Source organism: Cereibacter sphaeroides 2.4.1, from assembly GCF_000012905.2.
GTDB lineage: Bacteria > Pseudomonadota > Alphaproteobacteria > Rhodobacterales > Rhodobacteraceae > Cereibacter_A > Cereibacter_A sphaeroides.
This window is the reverse complement of record NC_007493.2, coordinates 3096180-3122228: the sequence shown is the minus strand read 5'-3', so window position 1 is coordinate 3122228 and position 26049 is coordinate 3096180. Positions and strand designations below refer to the sequence as shown.

Sequence of the window (26049 nt, the reverse complement as noted above, 5' to 3'; positions counted from 1 at the left end):
GTGCCCCGCCCCGAAGCGGTGGTCAGAGAGCGTAAGGCTCAGGCGGCCTTGGCGAGCGCCGCGATCTCGGCCTCGAAGGCCCATTCGATCCAGGGCATCAGCGCCGCAACATCGGCCGTCTCGACGGTCGAGCCGCACCAGATCCTGAGGCCCGCGGGCGCATCGCGATAGGCGCCGACGTCGAGGGCCACGCCCTCCTTCTCGAGCCGCTTGGCCACCGCCTTGGCGAAGGCCGCACCGTCCGCGATGCGCGGATCGGTGAACTTCAGGCAGACCGAGGTGGTCGAGGCGGTCGCGGGATCGACGGCGAGGTTCGCGATCCAGTCATGCGCCGCGACGAAATCGGCCACGACCTTCGAGTTCGCTTCCGCGCGGGCGACCAGCGCCTTGAGCCCGCCGATCCGTTGCGCCCACTTAAGCGAGACGAGGTAATCCTCGACCGCGAGCATCGAGGGCGTGTTGATCGTCTCGCCCTGGAAGATGCCCTCGATCAGCTTGCCGCCCTTGGTCATGCGGAAGATCTTCGGCATCGGCCAGGCGGGCGTATAGCTTTCCAGCCGCTCGACCGCGCGGGGGCTGAGGATCAGCATCCCGTGGCCGCCCTCGCCGCCCAGCACCTTCTGCCAGGAGAAGGTCACGACATCGAGCTTGTCCCAGGGCAGGTCCATGGCGAAGGCCGCCGAGGTCGCGTCGCAGATGGTGAGACCTTCGCGGTCGGCCGGGATCGCATCGCCGTTGGGCAGGCGCACTCCGCTGGTGGTGCCGTTCCAGGTGAAGACCACGTCGCGGGTGAAATCGACCTGCGCCAGATCGACGATCTCGCCATAGGCCGCCTTGCGCACGGTCGCATCCAGCTTCAGCTGCTTCACCGCGTCGGTGACCCAGCCTTCGCCGAAGCTTTCCCAGGCCAGCATCTCGACGGGGCGCGCGCCCAGCAGCGACCACATCGCCATCTCGACCGCGCCGGTATCCGAACCGGGGACGATGCCGATGCGGTAGCCTTCCGGCACGCCGAGGATCTCGCGGGTGAGGTCGATCGCCTCTTTCAGCTTGGCCTTGCCGACGGCGGCACGGTGCGAGCGGCCCAGCGGCGCGTCCGACAGAAGGTCCAGCGAATAGGCGGGAATCTTGGCACAGGGGCCGGAAGAGAAGCGCGGATTGGCCGGCCGCGCGGCCGGGGTCTGCAGATCAGACATGGTATCCTTCCAGATAGATGCCTCTCGTTGGGGAGAGGTGTCCCGCTGTCGCCATTACGCCCCGGCAGGCTCTGGCGCAAGGAAAAGAATTGTCCTAGAGCGGCGCTCGATCTTGAAAAAGCGACCTTGGGAGAGTGCGATGTTCGTTGCCGTCCTCATGACCGACCCGGCCGCGCCGGGGCTCGAGCGAACCACCGTCGAGTCGCTCCGCAATGCCTGGGGCGGCGGCGACGCGCGCTGGCTGCAACCGGGGGTGGCGGCGGAATTTCCCGTCGCTGCAATGCCTTCGAACCGCTGGCAGGTCTGGGAGGATCTGCAGGCGCTGAAGGTCGATCTCGCGGTCGTCCCGGCCGGAGGGCGGCGCAAGAAGCTGCTTCTGGCGGACATGGATTCGACGATGATCCGGCAGGAATGTATCGACGAGCTGGCCGACGAGGCGGGCGTCGGCGAATATGTCGCAGGCATCACCCGGCGGGCGATGAATGGCGAGCTGAACTTCGAGTCGGCGCTGCGCGAGCGGGTGGGGCTTCTGAAGGGCCTCTCCGCCTCGGTGATCGACCGGGTGTTCGAGACGCGGATCCAGTACATGCCGGGCGGGCGGGCACTGGTGCAGACGATGAAGGCCCATGGCGCGCGCGCGGCGCTGGTCTCGGGCGGCTTCACCGCCTTCACCGAGAAGGTGGCGGCGGGTCTCGGCTTCGACGAGCACCGCGCGAACGTCCTCCATGTGGCCGAGGGTGCGCTGATCGGCACGGTGGCCGAGCCGATCCTCGGGCGCGAGGCCAAGCTCGCGGCGCTGGAGGAGATCTGCGCCCGGCTGGGGATTGAGGTTGCGGAAGCCATGGCGGTGGGCGACGGCGCGAACGACCTTGGGATGCTGAAGCGCGCGGACGCGGGCGTGGCGCTGCACGCCAAGCCGGTGGTGGCCGCCGAATGCGATATCCGCATCAACCACGGCGACCTGACCGCGCTGCTCTTCGTGCAGGGCTACGCTGAGGACGAGATCCGCGCCTGAGCCCGGCGGGCAGGCGGACGCAAGGTCCAAGACCGGAGGGACAGCAGGTTTGCAGCCCTCAGCCGGGGTCGCCCTCTGGCGCGCACCCGGCCTTGGGTTGCCGGGAGCGATCCATCCCACGCCTTCGTTGATGTTCGGTCATACCGGTCCCGCCCTACCGCGACAGGGCCGGCCCGACAGCGCGGCCTGAGCGGGTGCCGTCCCCGCTCAGTTCGCCCAGTCGGCAGATTGCATCTCGCGCAGGCGGCTGGCCGTCCGCTCGAATTCGAACGACCCTTCGCCTTCGATATAGAGCCGCTCGGGCTCGTCCGCGGCCGAGGCGATCAGCCGGACCCGCGCCTCGTAGAGCGCGTCGATCAGGGTCACGAACCGCTTGGCCTCATTGTAGTTTTCCGCCGAGAGCCGGGGAATGTCCTCGAGGATCAGCACCCGGCAGGCCTCGGCGATGGCGAGGAAATCGGCAGGTCCCAGCGGGCGGGCGCAGAGACCCCAGAAGGTCGCGCGGCCCACGCCATTCGCGAAGCGCGGAATCTCGACCGTCCGTCCGTTCACCGGCAGCCGCATCGGATGGCCCCGGTCGCCGCCCGTCAGGTCGGACCAGATCCGCGCGATCGCCTGCTCGGCCTTGCGCGCCGGATGGAAGAAGACCTGCGCCCCCTGCAGCCTGTGCTGGCGGTAGTCGGTCGGGCTTTCCAGCTCGATCACCGTCATCCGCTCGCGCAGGAGGTCGATGAAGGGCAGGAAGACCTCGCGGTTGAGCCCGTTCTCGTACAGCCCCTCGGGCGGCCGGTTCGAGGTGGTCACGATCACCACGCCCTGCTCGAACAGCTTCTGGAACAGCCGCCCCACCACCATCGCGTCGGTGATGTCGGTGATCTGCATCTCGTCGAAGGCCAGCAGCCGCACCTGCCCCGCCACGCTGTCGGCGACCGGCTGGAGGGCATCCTCGACGCCCTTCTTGCGGGCCTCGTGCATCCCCTGCTGCACCTCCTGCATGAAGGCATGGAAATGCACGCGTCGCTTCATCGGGATCTCCACCGCCTCGGTGAAGAGATCCATGATCATCGACTTGCCGCGGCCGACGCCGCCCCAGAGATAGAGGCCCTTCGGCGGCTCCTCCTTGGCGGCAAAGAGGCCGAAGAGGCCGCGCTTGCGCTCGGGGTGGGCCTCGAGCCACTGACGGATCCCCTCCAGATCCTCGAGCACCGCATGTTGCGCGGGGTCGGCCCGCAGCTCTTCCGCATCGACGCGGGCTTCGTAGATGTCAGTCAGGGATTTGCGCATGGGCCCTCATAGACCGCCCCCGCCGCGCGGAAAAGGGCGGAACCGCGCCGAGACGGGTCGCGTTCCCGATCACATTGGAGAGTTCGTTCATGAGTCCCATCCGCTTGCGCATCCTGTGGTCCCGCATCCGGCGGACCCTGTGGTTCACTCCCGCCCTCTATGCCGTCATCGCGCTGCTCGTGCTGTCGACCGCGCCGCTGGCGGGTCGGATGCTGCCGTCGGACGTCAACAGTCTGATCGGGCTCGACGGGGTCTATGACCTGCTCGACGTGCTGTCGAATTCGCTGCTGGCGGTCTCGATCTTCTCGCTGGGCATCATGGCCTCGTCGCTTCAGGCGGCGGCGGGCGCGGCCACGCCGCGGGCGCGACCGCTTCTGACCGAGGACCGCACGGCGCAGAATGCAATCTCGACCTTTCTGGGCGGCTTCATCTACGGGATCGTGGGTCTGGTCGGGCTCTCGACGAACTACTACGGCGATGAGGCGAAGGTCATCCTGTTCCTCGTGACCTGCGCCGTCATCATGGCCGTCATCGTGGCGCTCATCCGCTGGGTCGGAAGGCTCTCGAACCTCGGCGACGTCTCCGAGGTCATCGACCTCGTCGAGCAAGCGGCCGATCGCGCCTTCGCGGCGGATGCGGCTGAGCCCTGGCTTGGCGGCGTGCCGATGACCGAGCTGCCCGAGGGCCGGTCCGCCGTGCTGCCCGACCGGATGGGATTCGTTCAGGCGATCAATGTCGCCGAGCTCGCCCGCCTCGCCGACGAGTGGGAGATCGACCTCTATGTGGCGGCGCGGCCGGGCGCCTATGCGGATCCGAACCGGCCGCTCCTGCTGGCGGGACAGAGGCTGGATACGGAACAGGTCGCACTGGCGCGCGCCTGTTTCGTGATCGGCGGCCAGCGCACCTTCGAGGCCGATCCGCGCTTCGCGATGATCGTGCTGTCGGAAACCGCCTCGCGCGCGCTCTCGCCGGGGGTCAACGATCCCGGCACGGCCATCGACGTGATCGGCACCTCGTCCCGCGTGCTGGCCGACTGGGCGAAGGCGCTGGAGAAGGCCAAGGGCGAGGTGCGCCACAGGCGGCTGCATGTGGGCCGCCTCTCGCCGGAGGATGTGCTGGAAGACGCGTTCCGCTGGATCGCCCGCGACGGGGCCGGCCAGCTCGAGGTGCAGATCCGCCTGCAGCGGGCGCTGGCCGCCCTCTCCACCTGCGCACCGCAGCTGTTCGGACATCCGGCGCGCGCGCTCTCGGAGGAGACGCTGCTGCGCGCCGAACAGGCACTGACATTCGATCGGGACCTCGACCGGCTCCGGGCCGAGGCGGCCCGGCTCGGCTTCAGGTGTCCAGATTCTCCACGTTCAGCGCGTTCTGCTGGATGAACTCGCGCCGCGGCTCGACCACGTCGCCCATGAGCTTGGTGAAGATGTCGTCGGCCTCGGCCAGATCGTCCACCTTCACCTGCAGGAGAGTTCGCGCCTCGGGATCGAGCGTCGTCTCCCACAGCTGCTCCGGGTTCATCTCGCCGAGACCCTTGTAGCGCTGGAGCGACAGGCCCTTCTCGCCCTCGGCCAGCACCGCCTTGAGCAGCGCGATCGGCCCGTGGATCGGCTGCTCGCGGTCCTTGCGGACGAGCCGCGCGCCCGGCGCATAGACATCGCGGGTCTGGCCGGAGACCTGCGACAGCCGCCGGGCCTCACCCGAGCGCAGCACGGCCCCGTCGAGGGTGCGAAGCTCTTCCACGCCGCGCAGGACGCGCGAGAGGCGGATGCCGTGATCCTGCGTGATCCGGCCCTTCCATCCGCGCTCATATTCGGCAGCGGTCAGATCCAGCCGTTCGGCCACGCGGTCGGCCACGAGCTGCAGGTCGTCATCGGCCCGGCCCGGATCGAACGCCCCCGACAGGGCCGCCTGTTCGAGGATGTTGCGCGGATAATGCGTGGGGAAGCCGTCCAGAACCCGGCGGAACTGGCGTGCGCCTTCGATCACGCGCAGAAGGTCCTGCCCCGCGATCTCCTCGCCGGTGGCCAGCCGCAGGATGGCGCCCTCGATCCCCTGGTGGATCAGGTAATCGTCGAGCGCCGCCTGATCCTTGAGATAGACCTCGGACTTGCCGCGCGCGACCTTGTAGAGCGGCGGCTGCGCGATGTAGAGGAAGCCCCCCTCGATGATCGCGGGCATCTGCCGGAAAAAGAAGGTCAAGAGCAACGTCCGGATGTGGGCGCCGTCGACGTCCGCATCGGTCATGATGATGATCTTGTGGTAGCGCAGCTTTGCGATGTCGAACTCGTCCCGCCCGATGCCCGCGCCGAGCGCCGTGATGAGCGTGCCCACCGTCTCGGAGGAGAGCATCCGGTCGAACCGCGCCCGCTCCACGTTCAGGATCTTGCCCCGGAGCGGCAGCACCGCCTGGTTCTTCCGCGCGCGCCCCTGCTTGGCCGAGCCGCCGGCCGAGTCGCCCTCGACGATGAAGAGCTCGGACAGCGCCGGGTCCTTCTCCTGACAGTCGGCCAGCTTGCCGGGCAGCGAAGCCACATCCATCGCGGTCTTGCGCCGGGTCATCTCGCGCGCCTTGCGCGCCGCCTCGCGTGCCAGCGCCGCCTCGACGATCTTGCCGACGATGGACTTGGCGATGGCGGGGTTCTCCTCGAACCACTCGGCGAGCTTCTCGTTCACGAGGTTCTCGACCGCGGGCCGCACCTCGGAGGAGACCAGCTTGTCCTTCGTCTGGCTGGAGAATTTCGGATCCGGCACCTTGACCGACAGAACGCAGGTCAACCCTTCGCGCGCGTCGTCGCCGGTGAAATCCACCTTCTCGCGCCGGGCGATGCCGCTGTCCTGCGCATATTTGGTGATGGTCCGCGTCAGCGCCCCCCGGAAGCCCGCAAGGTGGGTGCCGCCGTCGCGCTGGGGGATGTTGTTGGTGAAGGGCAGCACCGTCTCGTGATAGCTGTCGTTCCACCACATCGCGACCTCGACGCCGATGCCGCCGCGCTCGCCGGTGATGAAGATGGGCTCGGGCATCACCGGGCTCTTCGACCGATCGAGGTAGCGCACGAACTCGCGCACGCCGCCCTCGTAGAAGAGCTCGCTGTGCAGGGGCTCGGCCGGACGCTCGTCCTCGAGCAGGATCCGGACGCCCGAGTTCAGGAAGGCCAGCTCGCGCAGCCGCGCCTCCAGCGTCTTGAAGCTGTAGTCGAGGTTCGAGAAGGTCCCGTCGGGCCGGTTGGTCTTGGCCGAGGCCAGAAAGCGCACCTCGGTGCCCTTCTCGCCCGGCGCATCGCGCACGACGCGCAGATGCTCGACCGTCTCGCCATTCTCGAACCGGGCGAAATGCTCGCGCCCGTTGCGCCAGATGCGCAGCTCGAGCCAGTCCGACAGCGCGTTCACCACCGAGACGCCCACGCCATGCAGGCCGCCCGAGACCTTGTAGCTGTTCTGGTCGAATTTGCCCCCGGCATGGAGCTGGGTCATGATGACCTCGGCCGCCGACACGCCCTCGGAGGCATGCATGTCGACCGGAATTCCCCGGCCGTTGTCGCGCACCGAGACCGAGCTGTCGGCGTGGATCTTCACCGTCACGGCCGTCGCATGGCCGGCCAGAGCCTCGTCGATCCCATTGTCCACCACCTCATAGACCATGTGGTGGAGGCCCGAGCCGTCGTCGGTGTCGCCGATATACATGCCCGGACGTTTCCGGACAGCTTCCAGCCCCTTGAGAACCTTGATGGAATCGGCGCCATACTCTTCCGGCACGCGGGCAGCTTCGGCCATTCGGACAAACCCTTTGCTTTGCGCGCGAGTTATAGCGGTCCCACCCGGGAATGTCACGCCCGAGGCCCAAGATTTAGCGGCCTGCCGCCCGTCAGGGCAGGGTCAGGCTCCCGTCCTCGGCGAGCGGCCAGACCGGGTTCATGGCCATCTCCCAGACATGGCCGTCGGGATCGGCCCAATAGCCGGAATAGCCACCCCAGACCACCTTCTCGGGCCGCTTGATCGCCGTCGCGCCCGCCGCCAGCGCCGCCTCGAAGGCCGCATCCACCTCGGCCTCGGTCGGGAAATTCTGCGCGAGCGTCACGGCCCCCGTCCCCAGCGCCGCCTCGGGCCGGCCCTGGTCGGCCGCAAGGTCCGCCCGCCCGAACAGCGCCAGCGCCGAGCCCTGCAGCTGGAAGAAGGCCACCCCCTCCTGTGCCCGGTGCTGCTTCCAGCCGAGCTTTTCGTAGAAGGCAACCGACGCCGCCAGATCGGCGACGCCCAGCGTGACGAGCGTGATGCGCTGCGGTGTCATGGCCCGATGTCCCTTGTCTGCGAAAGCCCTTGGGCTTCCGTCACTTCGATCCGCTGCGCCCGGTCGCCGAGCGCCGTGAACAGTTCCGGCCCCGTGCCGGTCATGAAGGCCTGCGCGCCGAGCGCGCAGATCTCGTCGAAAAGCGCCGCCCGCCGCCCTTCATCCAGATGGGCCGCCACTTCATCCAGAAGCAGCACGGGGGCCGCACCCAGATCTTCGGCCAGCGCGCGGGCATTGGCAAGAATGAGCGAGATGAGAAGCGCCTTCTGCTCGCCCGTCGAGCATTGCGCGGCAGGAACGTCCTTGGCTGCATAGATCGCCGTCAGATCCGCGCGATGCGGCCCCACCAGCGTCCGCCCCGCGGCCATGTCGCGCCGCCGCCCCTCGGCCCAGGCGGCGCCGAGATCCTCGGGATCGTCCGAGGCCACGGACAGCATCGCCCTCGGAAAGGCCGTCTCGGCCGCCCCCTGCGCCGCCATCAGACGCGCCACCGCCTCGTCCCGGTGCGCCCGGATCGCCCGCGCGGCCTCGGCCATCCGCCCCTCGAGCGCGCCATGCCAGTGGGCATCGGCCACCTGCTCCTTCAGGAGCCGGTTCCGCTCGCGCATGGCCTTCTCGTAATCGAGCACCGCCTCGGCATGATGGGGCGCGAAACTCATCGCCACCCGGTCCAGAAAGCGCCGCCGCCCCTCCGCGGCTTCGGTCCAGAGCCGGTCCATCGCAGGCACCAGCCAGACGATGCGCAGCAGCCGCCCGAGCATCACCTGCGTCGCGGCCTTGCCATCGACCCGCACCTGCCGAGCGCCGCCACCCTCGGCCCAGGTCTCGATCTCATGCCCGGAATGAAGGCCCGTCACCGCGGCCGCCACCTTCCAGCCGAGCGCCTCGGGCCGCCGCGCGATCTCGTCGGCCGCCGCGCGCCGCAACCCCCGCCCCGGCGAAAGCAGCGAGATCGCCTCGAGCAGGTTGGTCTTGCCTGCTCCGTTCGACCCCACGAAGGCCACCGGCCGCCCGTCGAACCCCATCCGCGCCGCACGATGCGAGCGGAAGTGCGAGAGAGCGAGGGATGTGACGGCAAGCCCGCGCATCCCTTCTCCTTTCATTCTGGGGAAAATATCCCGGGGGTGCGGGGGCAGCGCCCCCGCGCGCCCTTCGTCACACGCGCATCGGCATCACGACATAGACCGCCGACATGTCGTTGCCTTCGCGCATCAGCGTCGGATCGCCCGAGGAATTGAACAGGAAGACGGCATTCTCGCGGTCCACCTGGCTCGCGATCTCGAGGAGATATTTGGCGTTGAAGCCGATCTCCAGCCGCTCGTCGCCGTAGGCCACCGCCAGCTCCTCTTCGGCCGCGCCAGAGTCGGGCGCATTGACCGACAGAACCAGCCGGTCCTCGTCGAGCGAGAGCTTCACCGCCCGCGACCGTTCCGACGAGACGGTGGCCACCCGGTCCACGGCCTTGGCAAATTCCTGGGCATCCACCTCGAGCCGGCGCGCATTCGCGGTCGGGATCACGCGGCTGTAATCGGGGAAGGTCCCGTCGATGACCTTCGAGGTCATGGTGATCTGCGGGGTGGCGAAGCGCACCTTCGTCTCCGAGACCGAGACTGCGATCTCCACCTCGTCATCGTCCAGCAGCTTGCGCAGCTCGTTCACGGTCTTGCGCGGCACGATCACCCCGGGCATACCCTGCGCCCCCTCGGGCAGGGCCGCATCGATCCGCGCCAGCCGATGGCCGTCGGTCGCCACGCAGCGCAGAACCGACCCCTCCTCGCCCGTCGCCACATGCATGTAGACGCCGTTGAGGTAATAGCGTGTCTCCTCGGTCGAGATCGCGAATTTGGCCTTGTCGAACAGCCGCCGCAGCACGGGGGCCGGCGCCTTGAAGGTCGAGCTGTATTCCGAGCTCGCCATCACCGGAAAATCTTCCCTGGGCAGGGTCGCGAGGCTGAAGACCGACCGGCCCGCCGTCACCGTGAGCCGCCCCGAGGCCGGGTCCTCGGACAGGCCCACAAGCGCGCCATCAGGCAGCTTGCGGACGATCTCGTGCAGCATGACCGCCGAGACGGTGGTGGCGCCCGCACGCTCGACCACCGCGGGCGTGCGGTCCACCACTTCGATGTCGAGGTCTGTCGCGCGGAAGGACACGGTGTCGCCTTCGGCCTCGATCAGGACGTTCGCGAGGATCGGAATCGTGTTTCGACGCTCGACGACCGACTGGGCCTGACCCACGGCCTTGAGCAGAGCCCCGCGCTCGATGCTGATCTTCATTCCCTCACCCCTTCTTGACGCGGACGCCGAAACTGCCCGGTTTCGCACCGAACCTCAAGATTTTTCCCGACTATGGATGGATTGCGGGGAGCGTCAAGCGCCCCCCGGGCCACAGGCTCAGGCCTGCAGCAGACGGCGCAGCAGTTGCAGATCGTCGGCCAGCTGCGAGTCGGTCGCCATCAGTTCCTCGATCTTGCGCACCCCGTGCATGATCGTGGTGTGATCGCGGCCCCCGAAGCGACGGCCGATCTCGGGCAGCGAGCGGGGCGTGAGCTGCTTGGCCAGATACATGGCCACCTGGCGCGGCCGGGCGATGGTGCGCAGGCGCTTCGGGCCGATCATGTCCGACAGGCGGATGTTGTAATGTTCCGCCACCTTGCGCTGAATTTCCTCGATCGTGACCTTGCGGTCCGAGGCGCGCAGGATGTCGGCCAGACAGTCCTGTGCCAGATCGAGCGTGATCTCGCGGCCCACGAGGCTTGCGAAGGCGAAGAGGCGGGTGAGGGCCCCTTCGAGCACGCGGACGTTCGTGGTGATGCGGTGCGCCAGAAACTCGAGCACACCGTCGGCGATCACGAGGCCGCGGTACTGCTCGCGGTAGAAGTCGGCCTTCTGCTGGAGGATGCCCAGACGCAGCTCGTAGTCGGTGGGATGCAGGTCCACCACGAGGCCGCATTGCAGGCGGCTCTTGATCCGCTCCTCGAGATCCTTGATCTCGCCCGGCGCGCGGTCGGCCGAGATGACGATCTGCTTGTTCTGGTCCACCAGCGCGTTGAACGTGTGGAAGAACTCTTCCTGCGTCGAGTCCTTGCCAGCGATGAACTGCACGTCATCGACCATCAGCACGTCGACCGACCGGAACAGCTCCTTGAAGCCCAGGATCTCGCGCTCGCGGAGCGCCTGAACGAAGCGATACATGAACTGCTCGGCCGAGAGATAGAGCACGCGCGCGCCCGGCTGGCGCTTCTGCAGGTCATGGGCGATGGCATGCATGAGGTGCGTTTTGCCGAGACCCACGCCGCCATAGAGGAACAGCGGGTTGAAGGTGACGGGGCCCCCTTCGGCCACGCGGCGGGCGGCGGCATGGGCGAGCTCGTTGGGCTTGCCCACCACGAAACTGTCGAAGGTGAAGCGGGCATCGAGCGGGGCGCCGCGCAGATCCTCCTCGGGCGGCGCCGGACGGGCGCGGGCCGGGGATGCGGCGGGGGCAGCGGCCTTGACCTCCTTGAGCGGTGCGCGGGGCGTGTTGGAGACGGCAAACTCCAGCCGCTCGACCGGCGAACCGGCCTCGGTCAGACGCATGCGGATATGGTCCGCGAAATTGCGCTGGACCCAGTCGCCGAAGAACAGGGTGGGCACCTCGAACCGTGCGACACCCTCGTCGAGACCCATGAGCCGGAGCGGCTCGATCCAGGTCACGAAATTGTTGCGGCCCACCCTCTTGAGGAGCCCTTCGCGCACTTGAACCCAGGTCTCATTCGTCATTTCCTATGCCCGTTCGCCGTTCATCGCCTGCGGCCCCGCCCGCGCCGAATGCGCGGGGATGCCTTGTTTTGGTTCTGCGAAGCAACGCAAATGGGGGCGCCGGAAGACCGGCGCGCATGAGACCACCCCACCGCCTGCGAATGCAGGCAGTGCGGCTACCGGGTAACCGCCACGGATGAAGCGGACATGACGTCGCTTCTCCGCCAACGCGGATCGTGCCTTTTGGGCACAAGAATCGTAACCCCGAGACCACGGAACATCATTCATCCCACCGCTTGGCGCGGCAGTTGGCAGCAAACGTATGACAATCCGCGATCGGCCATGTCCCCCCAAGGACGTGTGAATCGCTGGGATGACGCTAGCAAGCGGCGCCGAGCATCTGCAACCGAACTTCGTTGTTGACTAATCCTTTGTCGCAGCGAATCCCGGCAACCGTGCGGAAGCGCCACAGGCCGGGCAAAAGGCGACCATCGAAGACGCGGAAAATGAAAAACGCGCCCCGAGGGGCGCGTTTCAACCTGCTGACAATGCAGGAAAATCAGGCTGCGGCGGGCTGCGACAGCACCTTCACACGGTGCGCGAGGCGCGACATCTTGCGGGCCACGGTGTTCTTGTGCAGCACACCCTTGGTGACACCGCGCGCCAGCTCGGGCTGGGCGGTCTTCAGGGCGGCGGCAGCAACCGACGCGTCACCCGTGGCGATCGCTTCCTCGACCTTGCGCAGGAAGGTGCGGATCCGCGACCGGCGGGCCTTGTTAACGGCGGCGCGGGCCTCGGCCTGGCGGGCACGCTTCTTGGACTGGGGCGAGTTGGCCATGTATCAGGACTTCCGTCTCTACGTTCGATCTCTCGTTGAAGCCGCGTCTTTACGGGCGACTCGGTGACAAGTCAACCCGCAGGGATCGATTCCCGCCGCGGCCCGGCGAATTACTTGTCGCGGAACTGCGGAGTCCGCTTCTCGAGGAAGGCCGCCATGCCCTCCTTCTGGTCTTCGGTGGCGAAAAGCGCGTGGAAGAGGCGGCGCTCGAAGAGGACACCCTCGCGCAGCGTGGTCTCGTAGCTGCGGTTCACCGCCTCCTTCACCGCCATGGCGGTCAGAAGCGACTTCTCGCTGATCTTGGAGGCGGCCTTCATCGCCTCCTCCATCAGGTTCTTGGCCGGTACCACGCGGCTCACGAGGCCGCAGCGCTCGGCTTCGGCCGCATCCATGAAGCGGCCGGTCAGATGCATGTCCATGGACTTCGACTTGCCCACGAAGCGCGTCAGGCGCTGCGTGCCGCCGAGCCCGGCCACGACGCCGAGGTTGATCTCGGGCTGGCCGAACTTGGCCGTATCGGCGGCAATGATGAAGTCGCACATCATCGCCAGCTCGCAGCCGCCGCCGAGCGCATAGCCCGCCACCGCCGCCACGATCGGCTTGCGCACCCGCAGCATCGCCTCGGAATCCGAGGTGAAGAAATCGCTGCCGAAGACATCGACGAAGCTCTGCTCGGCCATCTCCTTGATGTCGGCACCGGCGGCGAAGGCCTTCTCCGACCCGGTGAGGACGATGCAGCGCACCTTCTCGTTCCGGTCGGCCGCGCCGAGCGCATCGGCCAGTTCGGACATCATCTTGCTGTTGAGCGCATTGAGCGCGTCCGGGCGGTTCAGCCGGATCAGCGCCACATAATCCTCGATCTCGACGATCAGGGTTTCGTAGGCCATTCGGGTTCCCTCGTCATGGCAATTCCGCGAAGGTCTAGCAGTCCGGCGGCAGGGATCAAGTCATCTCTGGCAGAGCGGGCAGTGGAAGGACGAGCGTCCCGACTGCACGATCCGCCCCACGGTGCCGGAGCAACCGGGCGTCACGCAGGGTAAACCCTCGCGTCCGTACACCCTGAACGTGTGCTGGAAGTAGCCGAGCTCGCCATCCGCCTGACGGTAATCGCGCAACGAGGATCCGCCCGCCTCGATCGCCTCAAGGAGCACCTCGCGGATCAGCGGCACGAGGCCCTCGGCCTCGGCGCGGCTCAGGCTGCCCGCCAGGCGGCCGGGCGCCAGGCCTGCGCGGAACAGCACCTCGCAGACATAGATGTTGCCGAGGCCCGCCACGATCCGCTGGTCGAGGAGCGCCGCCTTGATCGGCGTCCGCCGCCCTTCGAGCCGGGCCGCGAGATAGGCGCCGTCGAAGGCGTTGCCGAGCGGCTCGGGGCCCAGCACGGCGAGCAGCGGATGGGCCTCGGCCGCCTCCGTCGCCACCAGATCCATCGCCCCGAAGCGGCGCGCATCGTTGAAGGTGATGCGCGCGCCTCCCTCCATCTCGAGCACCACATGATCGTGACGCGAGGGCGCGGGATGGTCGTGGAAGAACTCTCCCAGCTGCGCGCCCGAGACCAGCATCCGCCCCGACATGCCGAGATGGATCAGCAGCGACTGCCCCCCCGAGAGGTCCGCGAGAATGTACTTCGACCGCCGCCGCAGCCGCAGAACCCGCTGGCCCGTCAGCCGCTCGGCCATGCGCGGGGGAAAGGGCCAGCGCAGATCCGCGCGGTTCACCCGCGCCTCGGCGATCAGCCTGCCCGCCATCGCGGGCTCGAGCCCCCGGCGCACGGTTTCGACTTCTGGAAGCTCGGGCATCGGCCACTCCGCGACAGATGGCAGCAAGGGGGTCCATTGCAGCCCCCGCGCCCGGCCCTATAAAGAGGGCGCAGCAGAGGACGACAAGAGCCCATGAGCGACGAAACTTCCAACACGACACATTTCGGCTTCCGGACGGTTCCGGAAGGCGAGAAGGCGGGGATGGTTCATGGGGTCTTCACCCGCGTGGCCTCGAAATACGACATCATGAACGACCTGATGTCGGGCGGCGTGCACCGGCTCTGGAAGGACGCGATGATGGACTGGCTCGCGCCGCGGCCGGGCCAGAAGCTCCTCGATGTGGCGGGCGGCACGGGTGACATCTCGTTCCGCTTCCTCAAGCGCGCGCCGGGCGCCGAGGCGACCGTCTGCGACATGACCGAGTCGATGCTGGTCGAGGGCCGGCAACGCGCCGACGCGGCCCAGATGGCCGACCGGCTCGACTGGGTGGTGGGCGATGCGATGGCCCTGCCCTTCGCCTCGAACACGTTCGACGTCTATACGATCAGCTTCGGCATCCGGAACGTGACCCGCGTGCAGGACGCGCTGAACGAGGCCTACCGTGTGCTGAAGCCGGGCGGCCGGCTCATGGTGCTGGAGTTCAGCCAGCTGCCCAACCCGATGATGCAATGGGCCTATGACCGTTATTCCTTCAACGTGATCCCGGTGATGGGGCAGATCGTGGCGAACGACCGCGACAGCTATCAATATCTTGTGGAATCCATCCGCAAGTTCCCGGATCAGGAGACGTTCGCGGACATGATCCGCAAGGCCGGCTTCGGTCTGGTGAAATACCGCAACCTCTCCCTGGGCATCGCCGCGCTGCATTCCGGCTGGAAGATCTGATTTGAGGGGTCCCCACAACATCTGGCGGCTGGTTCGCACCGCTGCCACCATGGAGCGCACAGGCGCCATCGGCGCCGTGCTCGAGGCTATGGATGCGCCCGCCAATCTGCGCGTGGTGGCGCGGGTGCTCGGCTGGCCGTTCAAGTGGCTGGGGCTGCCCGGCGATCCGGCGCTGCCGCCGGCGACGCGGGCGCTGACGGCGCTCGGGCCGGCCTACATCAAGTTCGGACAGATCCTCTCGACCCGGCCCGACGTGGTGGGCCCCGAGATGGCGCTGCAGCTCCAGTATCTGCAGGACAAGCTGCCGCCCTTCCCCACGTCCGTCGCCAAGGCCCTGATCGAGGAGGAGCTGCATCTCCCCGTCGACCGCGTCTTCTCGGAATTCTCCGAGCCAGTCGCGGCGGCCTCGATCGCGCAGGTCCACCGCGCACGGCTGGCCGACACCGGGGTCGAGGTGGCGGTCAAGGTCCTGCGCCCGGGGATCGAGCGCGCCTTCCGCACCGACATCGACGCCTTCTATCTCGCCGCGCAGATCATCGAGCTTCTGTCTCCCTCCTCGCGCCGCCTGCGTCCGACCGAGGTCATCCGTCATTTCGAAGGCGTGGTGAACGGCGAACTCGACCTGCGGCTCGAGTCGGCCTCGGCCGGCGAATTCGCGGTGAATACCGAGGCGGACGCGGGCTTTCAGGTGCCCAAGCCGGTCTGGAACCTTTCGGCGCGGCAAGTCATGACCATCGGCTGGGCAGAGGGCCTCTCGCTTGCGGACAATCCCGCGCTCGACGCGGCCGGCCACAACCGGACCGAGCTCGGCACGCGCGTGCTCTCGCTCTTCCTCAGTCATGCGCTGCGCGACGGCTTCTTTCACGCCGACATGCATCAGGGCAACCTGAAGGTGGCCGCGAACGGCGATATTATCGCCTATGATTTCGGGATCATGGGGCGGCTCGACGAATATACCCGCCGCGTCTATGCCGAGATCATCTTCGGCTTCATCCAGCGCGACTATCGCCGCGTGGCCGAAGTCCATTTCGAGGCGGGCTACGTTCCGGCCGACCGCGACATCGACGAATTCGCCCGCGCCCTGCGCGCGGTGGGCGAACCCATCTTCGGCATGGATGCCTCGCGGATCTCGATGGCGCGGCTGCTCGCCTACCTCTTCGAGGTGACCGAGCGGTTCGGCATGGAGACGCGGACCGAACTGATCCTCCTTCAGCGGACAATGGTAGTCGTCGAAGGGGTCGCACGCTCGCTCGATCCCCATATCAACATCTGGCAGGTCGCCCGCCCGATCGTCGAGGATTACATCCGCGACAATGTGGGGCCGAAGGCTGTCGCCCGCGATCTCCTGCGGACAGCGCGGATCCTCGGGCGGTTCGGGCCGCGCCTGCCGCGACTCGTCGAGGCACGGCTGATCCGGCAGGGCCATCCCGAGGTTGACGAACCGCCGCAGCGCGAGACCCATTCGATGGTCTGGATGCTGGCGGGGGCTGGGCTCACGGCTGCGGGCGTGTGGATCGGCAGCCTTCTATGAGGCGTCCCGCAGCGCAGTGACTGCGCTTGCGGGAACCTCGATGCCCCCCTTCATCACGAGGAGCGTGCCGCTGCTGCCGCCGCGCGCCTCGATGATCTCGGCGTAGACGCCCACCTTCGACGTGTCCGTGACCTGATCGCCCGAGTAACTCTCGACCGTGAAGCTGTAGGCGCCCTTCGGCAGCGGCTGCCCGGAGGAATCCGCGCCCGCCCACTCCATCTGCCCTCCGCCGATCGGGATGTCCTCCTGCGCCACAACCGCGCCCGCGGCATTCCGCACGACCAGCACCGCCCGATCCGCATCCTCGGAAGGTTTCGGCGAAAGGGTGAGCGGCGCGCCGTCGAACCAGGCCGGGGCTTCGACCTCCGCCTCGCGCCCGATCCAGCCTGCCAGCTCGGAGAGGCCCATCACCCCGATCGAGGCCCCCATCCCGGTCAGGATCTCGTTGGTCTTCACCTGCTGCTCCACGCCCGAGAAGGTCGCGAGCTGCATGGCGAAATCGTCCGACTCCATGGGGTTCATCGGATCCTGATTCTGGAGCTGCGTGGTCAGCATCCGCAGGAACGTCTCGTAGTCGGACGTGACCGCCTTGTCGGCAGAGGCTTCGCCCCTGCTCCGCGTGGTCGAACTGCCGGCGCTCGTTTCCGTGCCCGTGACATTCATGATGAACTCCTAAATCCTGAGGTCGAGGCCTGTCGCCGACCGGCTGGTCGCGGCCGTCGGGGGTTGAACATCCGTGCTCTCCGCCTCCAATGCGGCCCGCGCCCGGGGCGGCGGCTGCCCCTCGCGCCCGCCGAAGCTGAGCGAGGCGCCCGAGAAGCCCGCCTGCCGCATCTCGACGCCGAGCTCTCCCGAGTTCCGACGCATCATGTCGAGCGTGTCGGTCCGGTCCGCCTGAACGAGCACGCGCACATGACCACCGTCATGGGCCACGGTCATCTTCACCCGGCCGAGTTCATCCGGTTGCAGGACGACCTCCACTGCATCCTCCTCGCCGCTCTGGGCCTCGGCCGCCGCTCGGGCGGGGGCTTGCGGCGCCGGATGAGCGGGTGTGCGCGCCTGATCCGGCGCCACCCGCGGCTCGGAAAGCACCGGAGCGGACGTCGGAGGATCGTGAGCGACAGGCAGGTCAGGCGCCAAGTCCGTTTCTGGCGATTGCCTCTGAGTTTCGCCAGACGCGGCCGACTGCGGTTCGGGCCTCGACGAGGCGGAGTTCCCGGGACCTGCCAGTCGTTCCGATGCCATCTGATGCCGTATTGCCTTGGTTCCTCCGCGCTCCGCTGATGCGGACTCCTTGGTTCCTCCGCGCTCGGCTGCTGCAGGCACCGTGATTACGGGAGCCGCAATCGCAACATCCCGGGGTGCCACGGCCGTCGGTTGCGCTGCCGGAAGCGCTCCTTCGGACGAAGCCGGAACCGGGGGCGGTACAGGCATTCTTTCCGCCTGCGGATGAGCCGGCTGAGGCTCCTTCGGCTGAAGCGGCGCATGGCGCGAAAGTGGCATCTCGAGCTTTGCCGGCAGATCGTAGCCCACAGCAGGTGCCGGGTCGTGCGCCGAATGCCTTTGCGGAGGTCCAACATCGGATCCATTGGCTGCGCCCCTCGGATTCGACAGATTCGGGTCCGAATCCGACATGTTGGCAGAAGCGCCCTGGCACGGCAGCAGGTTCAGCCCGGGCTCGGATCGGGCTTGCGGAATGCTGACGATATAGGCGACACGCGCTCGGAAGGCGTCGTCCTGCTCGGATGAGCCGTCCACCGGAGACGGCGGTCGCGCCGGAGCCAGCCCTGTCGGGACGCGGGTTAAACGCGCAACCGGATAGGGGGAGACCAGCGGCACCGCCGGCGCGGGCGCCGGATCCACCCCGGATGGGACGCGGACCACAGGCGCCTCCGGATGAGAAGAGACGGGCGACACTGCCAACGGCAGCGCCGGAGCCCTCCCGTTTGAGGCAAGGCCCACGGGCGGCGCCGGATAGGGAGAGGGGCGCAGCACGGTCGGCGCGGGCGCAGCGGGGCTTGCCTCCGTTAGGCGGAGCTCCGCAACATCCTTGTTCGCGGAAGGCTGCAGCATCTTGCCGGCGCCACTGCTGGGCAAGTCCTCCCCCTTGTCTCGCCTGTCGCACGACAAGGGAGCTGCCACGACAGGCGCGGCTGCGGTATCTTTCGCCCCTGCTGCCTCGTCCCTGCGAGGCAATGCCTCGGCGGTTCGCGACGACAGGTTGACAGTCTTCCCCTCCGGAAGTCCGCTTGAAGCTGCAAAGCTGACCGTCAAGGGCGCCGCAGGAGTGGGTTGCGCCGGCGAGACCTGAGAAAGGCGATCCGGGTCTGGCGGTGGCGCCCCCCCTGTCTCGGGACCGGCGACACCGAGCCTGTTCAACCCGGCAGAGGGGCAAGCTCCAGCCTCTCGGCCTCCGCCAGGCGGCGCGTCCGCGGCAGGCTCGGCAGGCGGGTCTCGGTGCCTTGCATCGGGAGGCGGAGCGGGGTCGCCATCCTTGGGCGGAAGCCCGGCATCTGCTTCGACCGCAGGGCCTGGCGCGGCAAGGGTGCCTGCACCCTCGTCCTCGCCGGGAAGGCTCGTCGTCGGCACCGGGGGCAGCTCCGGTTCTGTGGCGGACGAAGTTGGAACGCGGATTTGCCACGGCGGGGCCACGGGATTGCAGACACAGAGCACAGGTTCTTCGTTCGGGGATGCATCTCCGTCCGCATCCCGATCCTCAGCCGGGACCGGGCTGGTCGGAGCCTCGGCAGTGAGAGGCTCCGCGGGCGGCGGCTCGGGCAGCGCACTGGACTCCAGTTCAGCGGCAAAGGCCTCGCCTGCAAGCGTCGCGGCAGGCGCCTTGAGCGCCAGTTCAGGAGAGGCAACCGCCTGCGGAATTGCACCAATGATCACGGCCGGAGCCCTCTGTCGCTTTTGCCCTTTCTGGCGGAAAGGGATTACGGAACATTTACGCCTCTCCGGCAGGATCGAAAAAATCCGACCCAAGGAGACCCCCATGTCCGTAACGATCACTCCCAAGCCGACTCTGGCCCACGACCCCAGGCCGGACCTGCGCCGGAAAGCCGAGGAACTCGAGGCCGCCTTCCTCTCCGAAATGCTTGGCCACACCGGCCTGGGGTCGGCGTCGGGTCCGTTCGGGGGCGGCATCGGCGAGCAGCAGTTCGCCTCGTTCCTGCGGGACGAGCAGGCGACCGGGATGGTCCGCTCCGGCGGCATCGGCCTTGCCGAGCAATTTTACCGGTCTCTGACGAAGGGGATGGACGATGGTCTCTGATCCGCTCGACTCCCTGCTCGACGAGATCCGCCGGACGGTCTCTGCGGGCGACCTTGCCGCCCTGCCCGACCTCGAGACGCGGCTCGCCGAGGCGCTGGAGCGGCTGCCCCCCGAGCCCGTACGATTGGCCGCCCTGCGCCGAAAGGCCGAGGGCAACCTTGCCTGTCTCGCCGCGGCCGCCCGCGGGGTGCGCGCGGCGCGCCGGCGGCTCGAGGAGATCCGGCAGGCGGCATCGGGCACCGTCGTCGTCTACGACGGCCGCGGTCGGCGCGCTGAAACCCGGCCGGAAGCCGCTCCTCGGCACAGGCTCTGACTGTCAGAGCCCGAGACAGTCGGCCAGGCGACGGAAACTGGCGTCGATGCCGTCCGACGCATCCTCGGCCAGAAAGGCGTCGAGCGCGGGCCAGACCCGGATCGCCGCATCCACGAGCGGATCGGATCCTCTGGCATAGAGCCCCGCCTGGATCATCATCTCGGCACGGTCCCAGGCCCCGAGCAGCCGACGCGCCTCGGCGATCAGCGCATTTTCGGCCGTGCTCGCGGCCTCAGGCAGGGCCCGCGACACGGATCGCAGCAGGTCGATCGCCGGAAAGCGTCCGCGCTCGGCGATCTTGCGATCCATCACCACATGGCCGTCGAGCACTCCGCGGAGAATATCTGCCACCGGCTCCTCCATGTCGGACCCGGCCACGAGAACTGAGAAGACCGCCGTGATGTCGCCGGTGCCCTCAGCGCCCGGTCCCGCGCGTTCGGCCAGGGCCATGATCGTGTGGGCTGTCGACGGGGGAAAGCCTCTCATGCTCGCCGCCTCGCCGCCCGCGAGCGCGACCTCGCGATGAGCTTCGGCAAAACGGGTGATCGAATCGACGAGGAGCAACACGTGAAGCCCCTGGTCGCGGAAATGCTCGGCCACCGCCATGGCCGCCCAGCCGCAGCGACGGCGAACCAGCGGCGACTGGTCGGAGGTGGCCGTCACCACCACCGCACGCGCCATGCCCGCAGGCCCGAGCACCCGCTCGGTGAACTCGCGCAGCTCGCGACCCCGCTCGCCCACGAGCCCGATCACCACCACATCGGCCACGACGCTCCGCGCGAACTTGGCGAGAAGCGAGGACTTCCCCACCCCTGACCCCGCGAAGAGCCCGATCCGCTGCCCCTGGACAAGAGGCAGCAGCGTGTCGAAGACCGCAACTCCGGTGGGAAGCCGCGGCCCGAGGCTGCGGCGCGCCGCAGCTTGCGGCGCGGCCGCGCGCAAGGGACGCGCGCGCGGGCCGCGAAACAGCGGGCGCCCGTCGAGCGGGCGGCCGAGCGGATCGACGATCCGGCCGATCCAGCTGTCGTCCGGCGCGATCTCTGCGGGGCCGACGAGAGCAACCGCATCGCCGATCGCGAGGCCTTCCGGGCTGCCGTCGGGCAGGATCGTCACCTCGTGCGACGAAAGCCGCAGAACCTCGCCGCCGAGGATGCCGCCCGCGCCGCAGATTTCCACCCGGTCGCCCAGCGCGGTGCCCTGCTCGAGGCCTCCGACGGACAAGGTTCCCCGGCCGATCCCGGTCACGCGCCCATAGCGGCGGCTCAGCGAGATCGCCGCGATCTCCGCCAGAAGTCCGTCAAATTCACCCGACATCAAATCCCTCTTTGTTCGCGCCTTACCCTTTCTAAAGGAATCGCCCTTAAGCCTTGGTGAAACCGATCGAGGGAGAAGCCCCGATGTTCGAGAAGCTCGTGATCGTCAGAATGGCGCAATCCATGGCCCGCCACGCCGGCTTGCGCACCGAGGTGGTGGCGCACAATCTGGCCAATGCCGACACGCCCGGATATCGGGCGCAGGACCTGCCGGATTTCGAAAGCTATGCCTCGGGCACCGTGGGTCTTCGCACGACCCGACCGGGTCACCTGCGCTCGGCCGAGGCCTCGGCGACGGATCCCGTCCCGGTCGAGGGGCCGGGCGCGGCTTCGCCCAACGGCAACACGGTCTCGCTCGAGGATGAGATGGTGCGGGCCGTGGCGGCGCGGCAGCAGCATGAATTGGCGCTCGCAATCTATCAGAGCAGCTCGCGCCTGATCCGCACCAGCCTTGGCCGGAGTGCATGATCATGACTGATCTCCTGCAATCCCTGGGCCTCTCGGCGTCCGGCATGCGCTCGCAGGCGCTCCGGCTGCGACATGTCTCCGAGAACATCGCGAACGCGGACACGCCGGGCTACCACCGCAAGACCGTGAGCTTTCAGGAGGATCCCGACAGCGGCCTGGTCTCGACCGGCCCCGTGCGGCTCGACCGGAGCGAGCTGCAGAAGATCTACGCGCCCGGCCATCCGCTGGCCGGGGAGGACGGCTATTATGACGGGTCCAACGTGGATCTGGTCGTCGAGATCGCCGACGCCCGCGAGGCGCAGCGCAGCTACGAGGCCAATCTCAGGATGTTCGATCAGGCGCGCCAGATGACGCAGAGCCTGCTCGACCTCCTGCGTCGTTGAAAGGAGTTCCAGAATGGACATCAGAACCTCCACCGCAGCACAAAGCTATGCGAAGGCACGGACCGCAGCCGCGCCCGACCAACCGTCGGTGGGGCTCACGGCCGCATTCGAGCGTGCGGCTGAAAGCTTCACGCAGACGCTGGCGCAGGGGGAAGAAACCGCCCGTGCCGCCATGACCGGAAAGGCCGATCCCCACGCGCTGGTCGAAGCACTGGCCGCCTCGCAGATGGCCGTCGAGACGGCGGTCACCCTGCGGGACAAGGTGGTCGAGGCCTATCAGGAGATCCTGAGGATGCCGGTCTGATGTCCGAGCTCGCGCTCTACGATGCCCTCCGGCAGGGGCTCTGGGTCGCCGTGCTGATCTCCTCGCCGCTCCTCGGGGTGGCGCTGGTGGCGGGCGTCACCATAGGTCTCCTGCAGGCGCTCACCTCCGTGCAGGAGATGACGCTCACCTTCGTTCCCAAGGTGGGCGCCATGCTGCTGGTCTTCTGGGTCTCGATGAGCTTCATGACGACGACCCTCGTGGCCTTCTTCACCGACTCCATCGTTCCCCGGATAGAGGGGCGCTGACATGGACGCGGCCGGCTACACCACGCTCACCCGCCAGTCGGGCCTCATGCGCGAGATGCAGAGCGTGGCCAACAACATCGCGAACCTCTCGACCACAGGCTTTCGCCGCGAGGGGATCGTCTTCACCGAACATGTGAAGCGGCTCGAGGGCGAGGCCTCGCTTTCGATGGCGAGCGCCAGCGCGCGCCAGATCGACCTCACGCAGGGGGGCCTTACCCACACGGGCGCGCCGTTCGATTTCGCGATCATGGGCGAGGGCTTCTTCCTGATCGAGACGCCGCAGGGGCAGGAGCTGACGCGCGCGGGCAGCTTCACGCCCAATGCCGAGGGCGAGCTGGTGGATGCCGACGGCAACCGTCTGCTCGATGCGGGGGCCGCCCCGCTCTTCATCCCGCCCGATGCGCGAGGGGTCGTTCTCTCGGCCGACGGCACGCTGTCGGCCGGTGACCAGCCCATCGGCCGCGTCGGGCTCTGGCAGCCCACGGATCCCCTCGGGCTCCGGCACGAGGGCGGCACGCGCTTCTCGGCCGAGGGCGGAACCGAGCCCGCCGAGGGCGCCACCCTTGTTCAAGGCGCGCTGGAGGACTCGAACGTCGAGCCGGTCTCCGAGATCGCGCGAATGATCGAGGTGCAGCGCGCCTACGAGATGGGTCAGAGCTTCCTCGACCGCGAGGATGACCGGATCCGCACCACCGTCAGAACACTCGGAGACAGCCGATGAAGGCGCTTCAGATCGCAGCCACAGGGATGAGCGCGCAGCAGACCCGCGTCGATGTCATCTCGAACAACCTCGCGAACATGTCGACGACAGGCTACAACGCCCGCCGGGCAGATTTCGCCGATCTCCATTATCAGCAGGCGGTGCGCCCCGGCACCGTCAGCGCCGAGGACGGCCGGATGCTGCCCACCGGCGTCCAGCTCGGGATGGGTGTGCGCCCTTCGGCCGTCTCGGTCGTGCTCTCGCAGGGAGCGCTTGCCCAGACGCGGGGGGATCTCGATCTGGCGATCGACGGGCGCGGCTATCTGGAGGTCACGCTGCCTTCGGGCCAGTCGGCCTATACCCGGGACGGCGCCCTGAAGCGCTCGGCCGAGGGGCTGATCGTCAGCTCGGACGGCCACGAGGTCGCGCCGGGGATCACCATTCCGCAGGATGCCGCCAGCATCTCGATCGATGCGACGGGCGAGGTCTGGGGCTATTTTACGGGCCAGGTGCAGCCCCAGCTTCTGGGGCAGATCTCGCTCACCGGTTTCACGAACGAGAAGGGGCTGGAGGCGATCGGCTCGAACCTCTTCCTCGAGACGGCAGCCTCCGGCCCGCCCATCGCGGGCGTGGCAGGCGAGGACGGGTTCGGCACGCTCCGGCAGGGCTATCTGGAGGAGAGCTCCGTCGATTCCGTGCAGGAGATCACCGAGCTCATCAAGGCCCAGCGCGGATACGAGCTGAACGCGAAGGTGATCACCGCGGCCGACCAGATGCTCGCGGCCACGTCGCAGGTGCGGTGATGCGCGCGTTCCCCCTTTTGCTTCTTCTCGCGTGGCCGGCCTCTGCCGAGACGGTCGTTGCCGCGCGCACGGTGCGCGCCCTTTCGATCCTGGGCCCCGAGGATCTCGCTCTCGCCCCGCAGGACATGCCCGGCGCCCTGGCCGAGCTGTCGCAGGCCCTCGGTCAGGAGGCGCGCGTCACCCTCTATGCCGGACGGCCGGTGCGGGCCGCAGATCTGGGGCCGCCCGCGATCATCGACCGCAACCAGCTCGTGCCGCTCTCCTACCGGCTGGGGGCGCTCGAGATCCGGGCGGAGGGCCGCGCCCTCTCCCGCGGCGGCGTGGGCGACGAGATCCGCGTGATGAACCTCTCGTCGCGCACCACCGTGTCGGGCCGCATCGCGGAAGACGGCGCGGTGCATGTCGGCCCCGGCTCCTGAAGGACATCCCATGCGACGCCTGATCCTTCTGATCCTCGTCCTGCCCTCCTGCGCGCGCCTGTCCGAGGTCGGCAAGGCTCCGTCCTTCACGCCAGCCGACGACACGTTCCAGTATCATGCGATGTATGCGCTGCCGCTGCCCGAGGATGTGGCCAATTCAGGGCCCACCGCCGGCTCCTCGCTCTGGGCGGGCGACCGGGCCTCGCTGCTCGGCGACCGGCGGGCCAGCCGCCGCGGCGACATCCTGACGGTGGTGATCGAGATCGACGACCGTGCCGAGATCTCGAACTCCACGGGACGCAGCCGGTCGGGCGGCGAGACACTGGGCCTGCCGTCCTTCTTCGGCCTGCCGCAGCGGATCGACCGCCACCTTCCCGACGGGGCCTCGATGGCAGATGCGGTCTCGACCACCTCCTCCTCGAACTATGCGGGCGACGGGTCGGTGCGCCGGAAGGAGAAGATGACCCTCCGTGTCGCGGCCACGGTGGTCGAGGAACTGCCGAACGGCGTCCTCCGCATCCAGGGCCAGCAGGAGGTGCGCGTGAATTACGAGCTGCGCGAACTGGTCGTGACAGGCTATGTCCGGCCGGGCGATATCTCGCGGCAGAACGAGATCACTTACGACAAGATCGCGGAAGCCCGGATCTCCTACGGCGGGCGCGGCCAGATCACCGATGTCCAGCAACCCCGCTACGGCCAGCAGGTGGCCGACATCATCCTCCCGTTCTGACATGATGCGCTTTCTTCTCCCCCTTCTTCTGGCGCTGGCGGGTCTCGGAGCGGGCGTGGGCGCAGGGCTCTTCCTGCGTCCCGCCGCCGAGGCTGCCGGACCGGACCATGCGACCGGTGGCGAAGGTGCTGCCGATGCACATGCCCCCGCGGCCGAGCCGGCAACCGAGGGCCATTCCGCAAATCCGGAAGAGCAGCCGGAATATGCCAAGCTCAACAACCAGTTCATCGTGCCGATCATCGAGGACGGGCGCGTGGCCTCGATGGTCATCCTCTCGCTCAGCCTCGAGGTTCCGCCGGGCGGGACCGAGCAGGTCTATGCGGTCGAGCCCAAATTGCGCGACGGGATGCTGAGCGTTCTCTTCGATCACGCCAATGCCGGCGGCTTTCGCGGCGCCTTCACGGAAGCCGCCAATCTGGTCGCCCTGCGCCGCGCGCTGCTGGAGGTGGCCCGATCCGTACTTGGCCCGACGGCCATCGACGTGCTCATCACCGACATTATGCGTCAGGACAGCTGAGGCCGGATCGGCCGGTTGCGGCAGGCC

Annotated in this window: 28 protein-coding genes; 15 read left to right on the top strand and 13 right to left on the bottom strand. The window is 68.0% G+C overall.

The genetic code is table 11. The annotated features are described in order from the left end of the window. Positions 1 to 38: 38 nt before the first annotated feature. Positions 39 to 1196, bottom strand: coding sequence for a phosphoserine transaminase (locus RSP_RS15140; protein WP_011338898.1), 1158 nt, complete (start codon positions 1194 to 1196; stop codon positions 39 to 41). Between the two features lie 139 nt (positions 1197 to 1335). Between RSP_RS15140 and serB the strand changes: the two genes are divergently transcribed. After that, complete coding sequence (gene serB / locus RSP_RS15135; RefSeq protein WP_011338897.1) at positions 1336 to 2211, top strand: phosphoserine phosphatase SerB; 876 nt, start codon at positions 1336 to 1338, stop codon at positions 2209 to 2211. Positions 2212 to 2418: 207 nt separating this feature from the next. On the opposite strand, the gene zapE is transcribed toward serB, so the two are convergent. Continuing rightward, positions 2419 to 3495 carry a cell division protein ZapE gene (zapE, locus tag RSP_RS15130; protein ID WP_011338896.1) on the bottom strand — a complete coding sequence of 359 codons (1077 nt, stop codon included), beginning with the start codon at positions 3493 to 3495 and terminating at the stop codon, positions 2419 to 2421. An 89-nt stretch (positions 3496 to 3584) separates the two neighbouring features. Between zapE and RSP_RS15125 the strand changes: the two genes are divergently transcribed. Beyond that, a complete protein-coding gene (locus RSP_RS15125) occupies positions 3585 to 4874 on the top strand; it encodes a DUF2254 domain-containing protein (RefSeq protein ID WP_011338895.1) in 1290 nt (429 codons plus the stop codon). On the opposite strand, the gene gyrB is transcribed toward RSP_RS15125, so the two are convergent. From gyrB to mutM, 8 genes are all read right to left on the bottom strand, one after another. Further along, positions 4831 to 7266 (bottom strand): DNA topoisomerase (ATP-hydrolyzing) subunit B, encoded by a 2436-nt coding sequence (gyrB, locus tag RSP_RS15120; RefSeq protein WP_002721924.1) that lies wholly within the window; start codon positions 7264 to 7266, stop codon positions 4831 to 4833. The two genes, RSP_RS15125 and gyrB, sit on opposite strands and share 44 nt — an antisense overlap. 91 nt (positions 7267 to 7357) lie before the next feature. Then, positions 7358 to 7780: a VOC family protein gene (locus tag RSP_RS15115; protein ID WP_011338894.1), complete on the bottom strand. Its 423-nt coding sequence runs from the start codon at positions 7778 to 7780 to the stop codon at positions 7358 to 7360. Then, positions 7777 to 8868: a DNA replication/repair protein RecF gene (gene recF, locus RSP_RS15110; RefSeq protein ID WP_017140012.1), complete on the bottom strand. Its 1092-nt coding sequence runs from the start codon at positions 8866 to 8868 to the stop codon at positions 7777 to 7779. Before recF ends, RSP_RS15115 begins: the two co-directional genes overlap by 4 nt. Before the next feature lie 67 nt (positions 8869 to 8935). After that, positions 8936 to 10054 (bottom strand): DNA polymerase III subunit beta, encoded by a 1119-nt coding sequence (gene dnaN, locus RSP_RS15105; RefSeq protein WP_011338892.1) that lies wholly within the window; start codon positions 10052 to 10054, stop codon positions 8936 to 8938. A gap of 117 nt (positions 10055 to 10171) precedes the next feature. Next, on the bottom strand, positions 10172 to 11539 hold the full coding sequence (dnaA, locus tag RSP_RS15100) for a chromosomal replication initiator protein DnaA (protein WP_002721917.1): 1368 nt from the start codon (positions 11537 to 11539) through the stop codon (positions 10172 to 10174). Positions 11540 to 12077: 538 nt separating this feature from the next. Then, positions 12078 to 12356: a 30S ribosomal protein S20 gene (gene rpsT / locus RSP_RS15095; RefSeq protein ID WP_002721915.1), complete on the bottom strand. Its 279-nt coding sequence runs from the start codon at positions 12354 to 12356 to the stop codon at positions 12078 to 12080. Between the two features lie 110 nt (positions 12357 to 12466). Next, on the bottom strand, positions 12467 to 13243 hold the full coding sequence (locus RSP_RS15090; protein ID WP_002721912.1) for an enoyl-CoA hydratase: 777 nt from the start codon (positions 13241 to 13243) through the stop codon (positions 12467 to 12469). Between the two features lie 60 nt (positions 13244 to 13303). Beyond that, positions 13304 to 14155, bottom strand: coding sequence for a bifunctional DNA-formamidopyrimidine glycosylase/DNA-(apurinic or apyrimidinic site) lyase (gene mutM / locus RSP_RS15085; protein WP_011338891.1), 852 nt, complete (start codon positions 14153 to 14155; stop codon positions 13304 to 13306). A gap of 93 nt (positions 14156 to 14248) precedes the next feature. Here mutM and ubiE point away from each other — a divergent pair, with 93 nt between their 5' ends. Together ubiE and ubiB are read left to right on the top strand one after the other, a co-directional pair. Next, positions 14249 to 15001: a bifunctional demethylmenaquinone methyltransferase/2-methoxy-6-polyprenyl-1,4-benzoquinol methylase UbiE gene (ubiE, locus tag RSP_RS15080; RefSeq protein ID WP_002721909.1), complete on the top strand. Its 753-nt coding sequence runs from the start codon at positions 14249 to 14251 to the stop codon at positions 14999 to 15001. 1 nt (position 15002) lies between these two features. Next, positions 15003 to 16532 carry a 2-polyprenylphenol 6-hydroxylase gene (gene ubiB / locus RSP_RS15075; protein WP_017140011.1) on the top strand — a complete coding sequence of 510 codons (1530 nt, stop codon included), beginning with the start codon at positions 15003 to 15005 and terminating at the stop codon, positions 16530 to 16532. Here ubiB and RSP_RS15070 read toward each other — a convergent pair. Next, the gene (locus RSP_RS15070) at positions 16527 to 17195 is read right to left on the bottom strand and encodes a flagellar hook assembly protein FlgD (RefSeq protein WP_011338889.1); all 669 of its coding nucleotides are present in this window, start codon (positions 17193 to 17195) and stop codon (positions 16527 to 16529) included. The two genes, ubiB and RSP_RS15070, sit on opposite strands and share 6 nt — an antisense overlap. A gap of 9 nt (positions 17196 to 17204) precedes the next feature. After that, positions 17205 to 17777 carry a flagellar hook-length control protein FliK gene (gene fliK, locus RSP_RS22450; protein WP_227590614.1) on the bottom strand — a complete coding sequence of 191 codons (573 nt, stop codon included), beginning with the start codon at positions 17775 to 17777 and terminating at the stop codon, positions 17205 to 17207. Between the two features lie 1750 nt (positions 17778 to 19527). On the opposite strand from fliK, the gene RSP_RS15060 reads away from it, so the two are divergent. Together RSP_RS15060 and RSP_RS15055 are read left to right on the top strand one after the other, a co-directional pair. Continuing rightward, positions 19528 to 19806, top strand: a complete 279-nt coding sequence (locus RSP_RS15060; protein WP_011338887.1) for a rod-binding protein — start codon at positions 19528 to 19530, stop codon at positions 19804 to 19806. Further along, entirely contained in the window at positions 19796 to 20119 is a 324-nt protein-coding gene (locus RSP_RS15055; RefSeq protein ID WP_011338886.1) for a hypothetical protein, read from the top strand. Before RSP_RS15060 ends, RSP_RS15055 begins: the two co-directional genes overlap by 11 nt. A 3-nt stretch (positions 20120 to 20122) precedes the next feature. Here the strand turns inward: RSP_RS15055 and RSP_RS15050 are convergent, their stop codons facing one another. Beyond that, on the bottom strand, positions 20123 to 21433 hold the full coding sequence (locus tag RSP_RS15050) for a FliI/YscN family ATPase (RefSeq protein ID WP_011338885.1): 1311 nt from the start codon (positions 21431 to 21433) through the stop codon (positions 20123 to 20125). Between the two features lie 83 nt (positions 21434 to 21516). Between RSP_RS15050 and RSP_RS15045 the strand changes: the two genes are divergently transcribed. From RSP_RS15045 to RSP_RS15005, 9 genes are read left to right on the top strand one after another with little or no spacing between them, the layout of a single operon-like run. Then, positions 21517 to 21900 carry a FlgB family protein gene (locus RSP_RS15045; RefSeq protein WP_011338884.1) on the top strand — a complete coding sequence of 128 codons (384 nt, stop codon included), beginning with the start codon at positions 21517 to 21519 and terminating at the stop codon, positions 21898 to 21900. Positions 21901 to 21902: 2 nt separating this feature from the next. Beyond that, the gene (gene flgC, locus RSP_RS15040; RefSeq protein ID WP_023003754.1) at positions 21903 to 22283 is read left to right on the top strand and encodes a flagellar basal body rod protein FlgC; all 381 of its coding nucleotides are present in this window, start codon (positions 21903 to 21905) and stop codon (positions 22281 to 22283) included. Between the two features lie 13 nt (positions 22284 to 22296). Beyond that, positions 22297 to 22587, top strand: coding sequence for a flagellar hook-basal body complex protein FliE (gene fliE / locus RSP_RS15035; RefSeq protein ID WP_011338883.1), 291 nt, complete (start codon positions 22297 to 22299; stop codon positions 22585 to 22587). After that, on the top strand, positions 22587 to 22853 hold the full coding sequence (locus RSP_RS15030) for a flagellar biosynthetic protein FliQ (RefSeq protein WP_011338882.1): 267 nt from the start codon (positions 22587 to 22589) through the stop codon (positions 22851 to 22853). The genes fliE and RSP_RS15030 overlap by 1 nt, the downstream gene beginning before the upstream one ends. A 1-nt stretch (position 22854) precedes the next feature. Continuing rightward, the gene (locus RSP_RS15025; RefSeq protein WP_011338881.1) at positions 22855 to 23574 is read left to right on the top strand and encodes a flagellar hook-basal body complex protein; all 720 of its coding nucleotides are present in this window, start codon (positions 22855 to 22857) and stop codon (positions 23572 to 23574) included. Continuing rightward, on the top strand, positions 23571 to 24356 hold the full coding sequence (gene flgG, locus RSP_RS15020) for a flagellar basal-body rod protein FlgG (RefSeq protein WP_011338880.1): 786 nt from the start codon (positions 23571 to 23573) through the stop codon (positions 24354 to 24356). Before RSP_RS15025 ends, flgG begins: the two co-directional genes overlap by 4 nt. Next, positions 24356 to 24775 (top strand): flagellar basal body P-ring formation chaperone FlgA, encoded by a 420-nt coding sequence (flgA, locus tag RSP_RS15015; protein WP_002721892.1) that lies wholly within the window; start codon positions 24356 to 24358, stop codon positions 24773 to 24775. Before flgG ends, flgA begins: the two co-directional genes overlap by 1 nt. A 10-nt stretch (positions 24776 to 24785) precedes the next feature. Beyond that, positions 24786 to 25505, top strand: coding sequence for a flagellar basal body L-ring protein FlgH (gene flgH, locus RSP_RS15010; protein ID WP_002721891.1), 720 nt, complete (start codon positions 24786 to 24788; stop codon positions 25503 to 25505). A 1-nt stretch (position 25506) separates the two neighbouring features. Next, the gene (locus RSP_RS15005; protein WP_017140007.1) at positions 25507 to 26022 is read left to right on the top strand and encodes a flagellar basal body-associated FliL family protein; all 516 of its coding nucleotides are present in this window, start codon (positions 25507 to 25509) and stop codon (positions 26020 to 26022) included. The last annotated feature ends 27 nt before the right edge of the window (positions 26023 to 26049 follow it).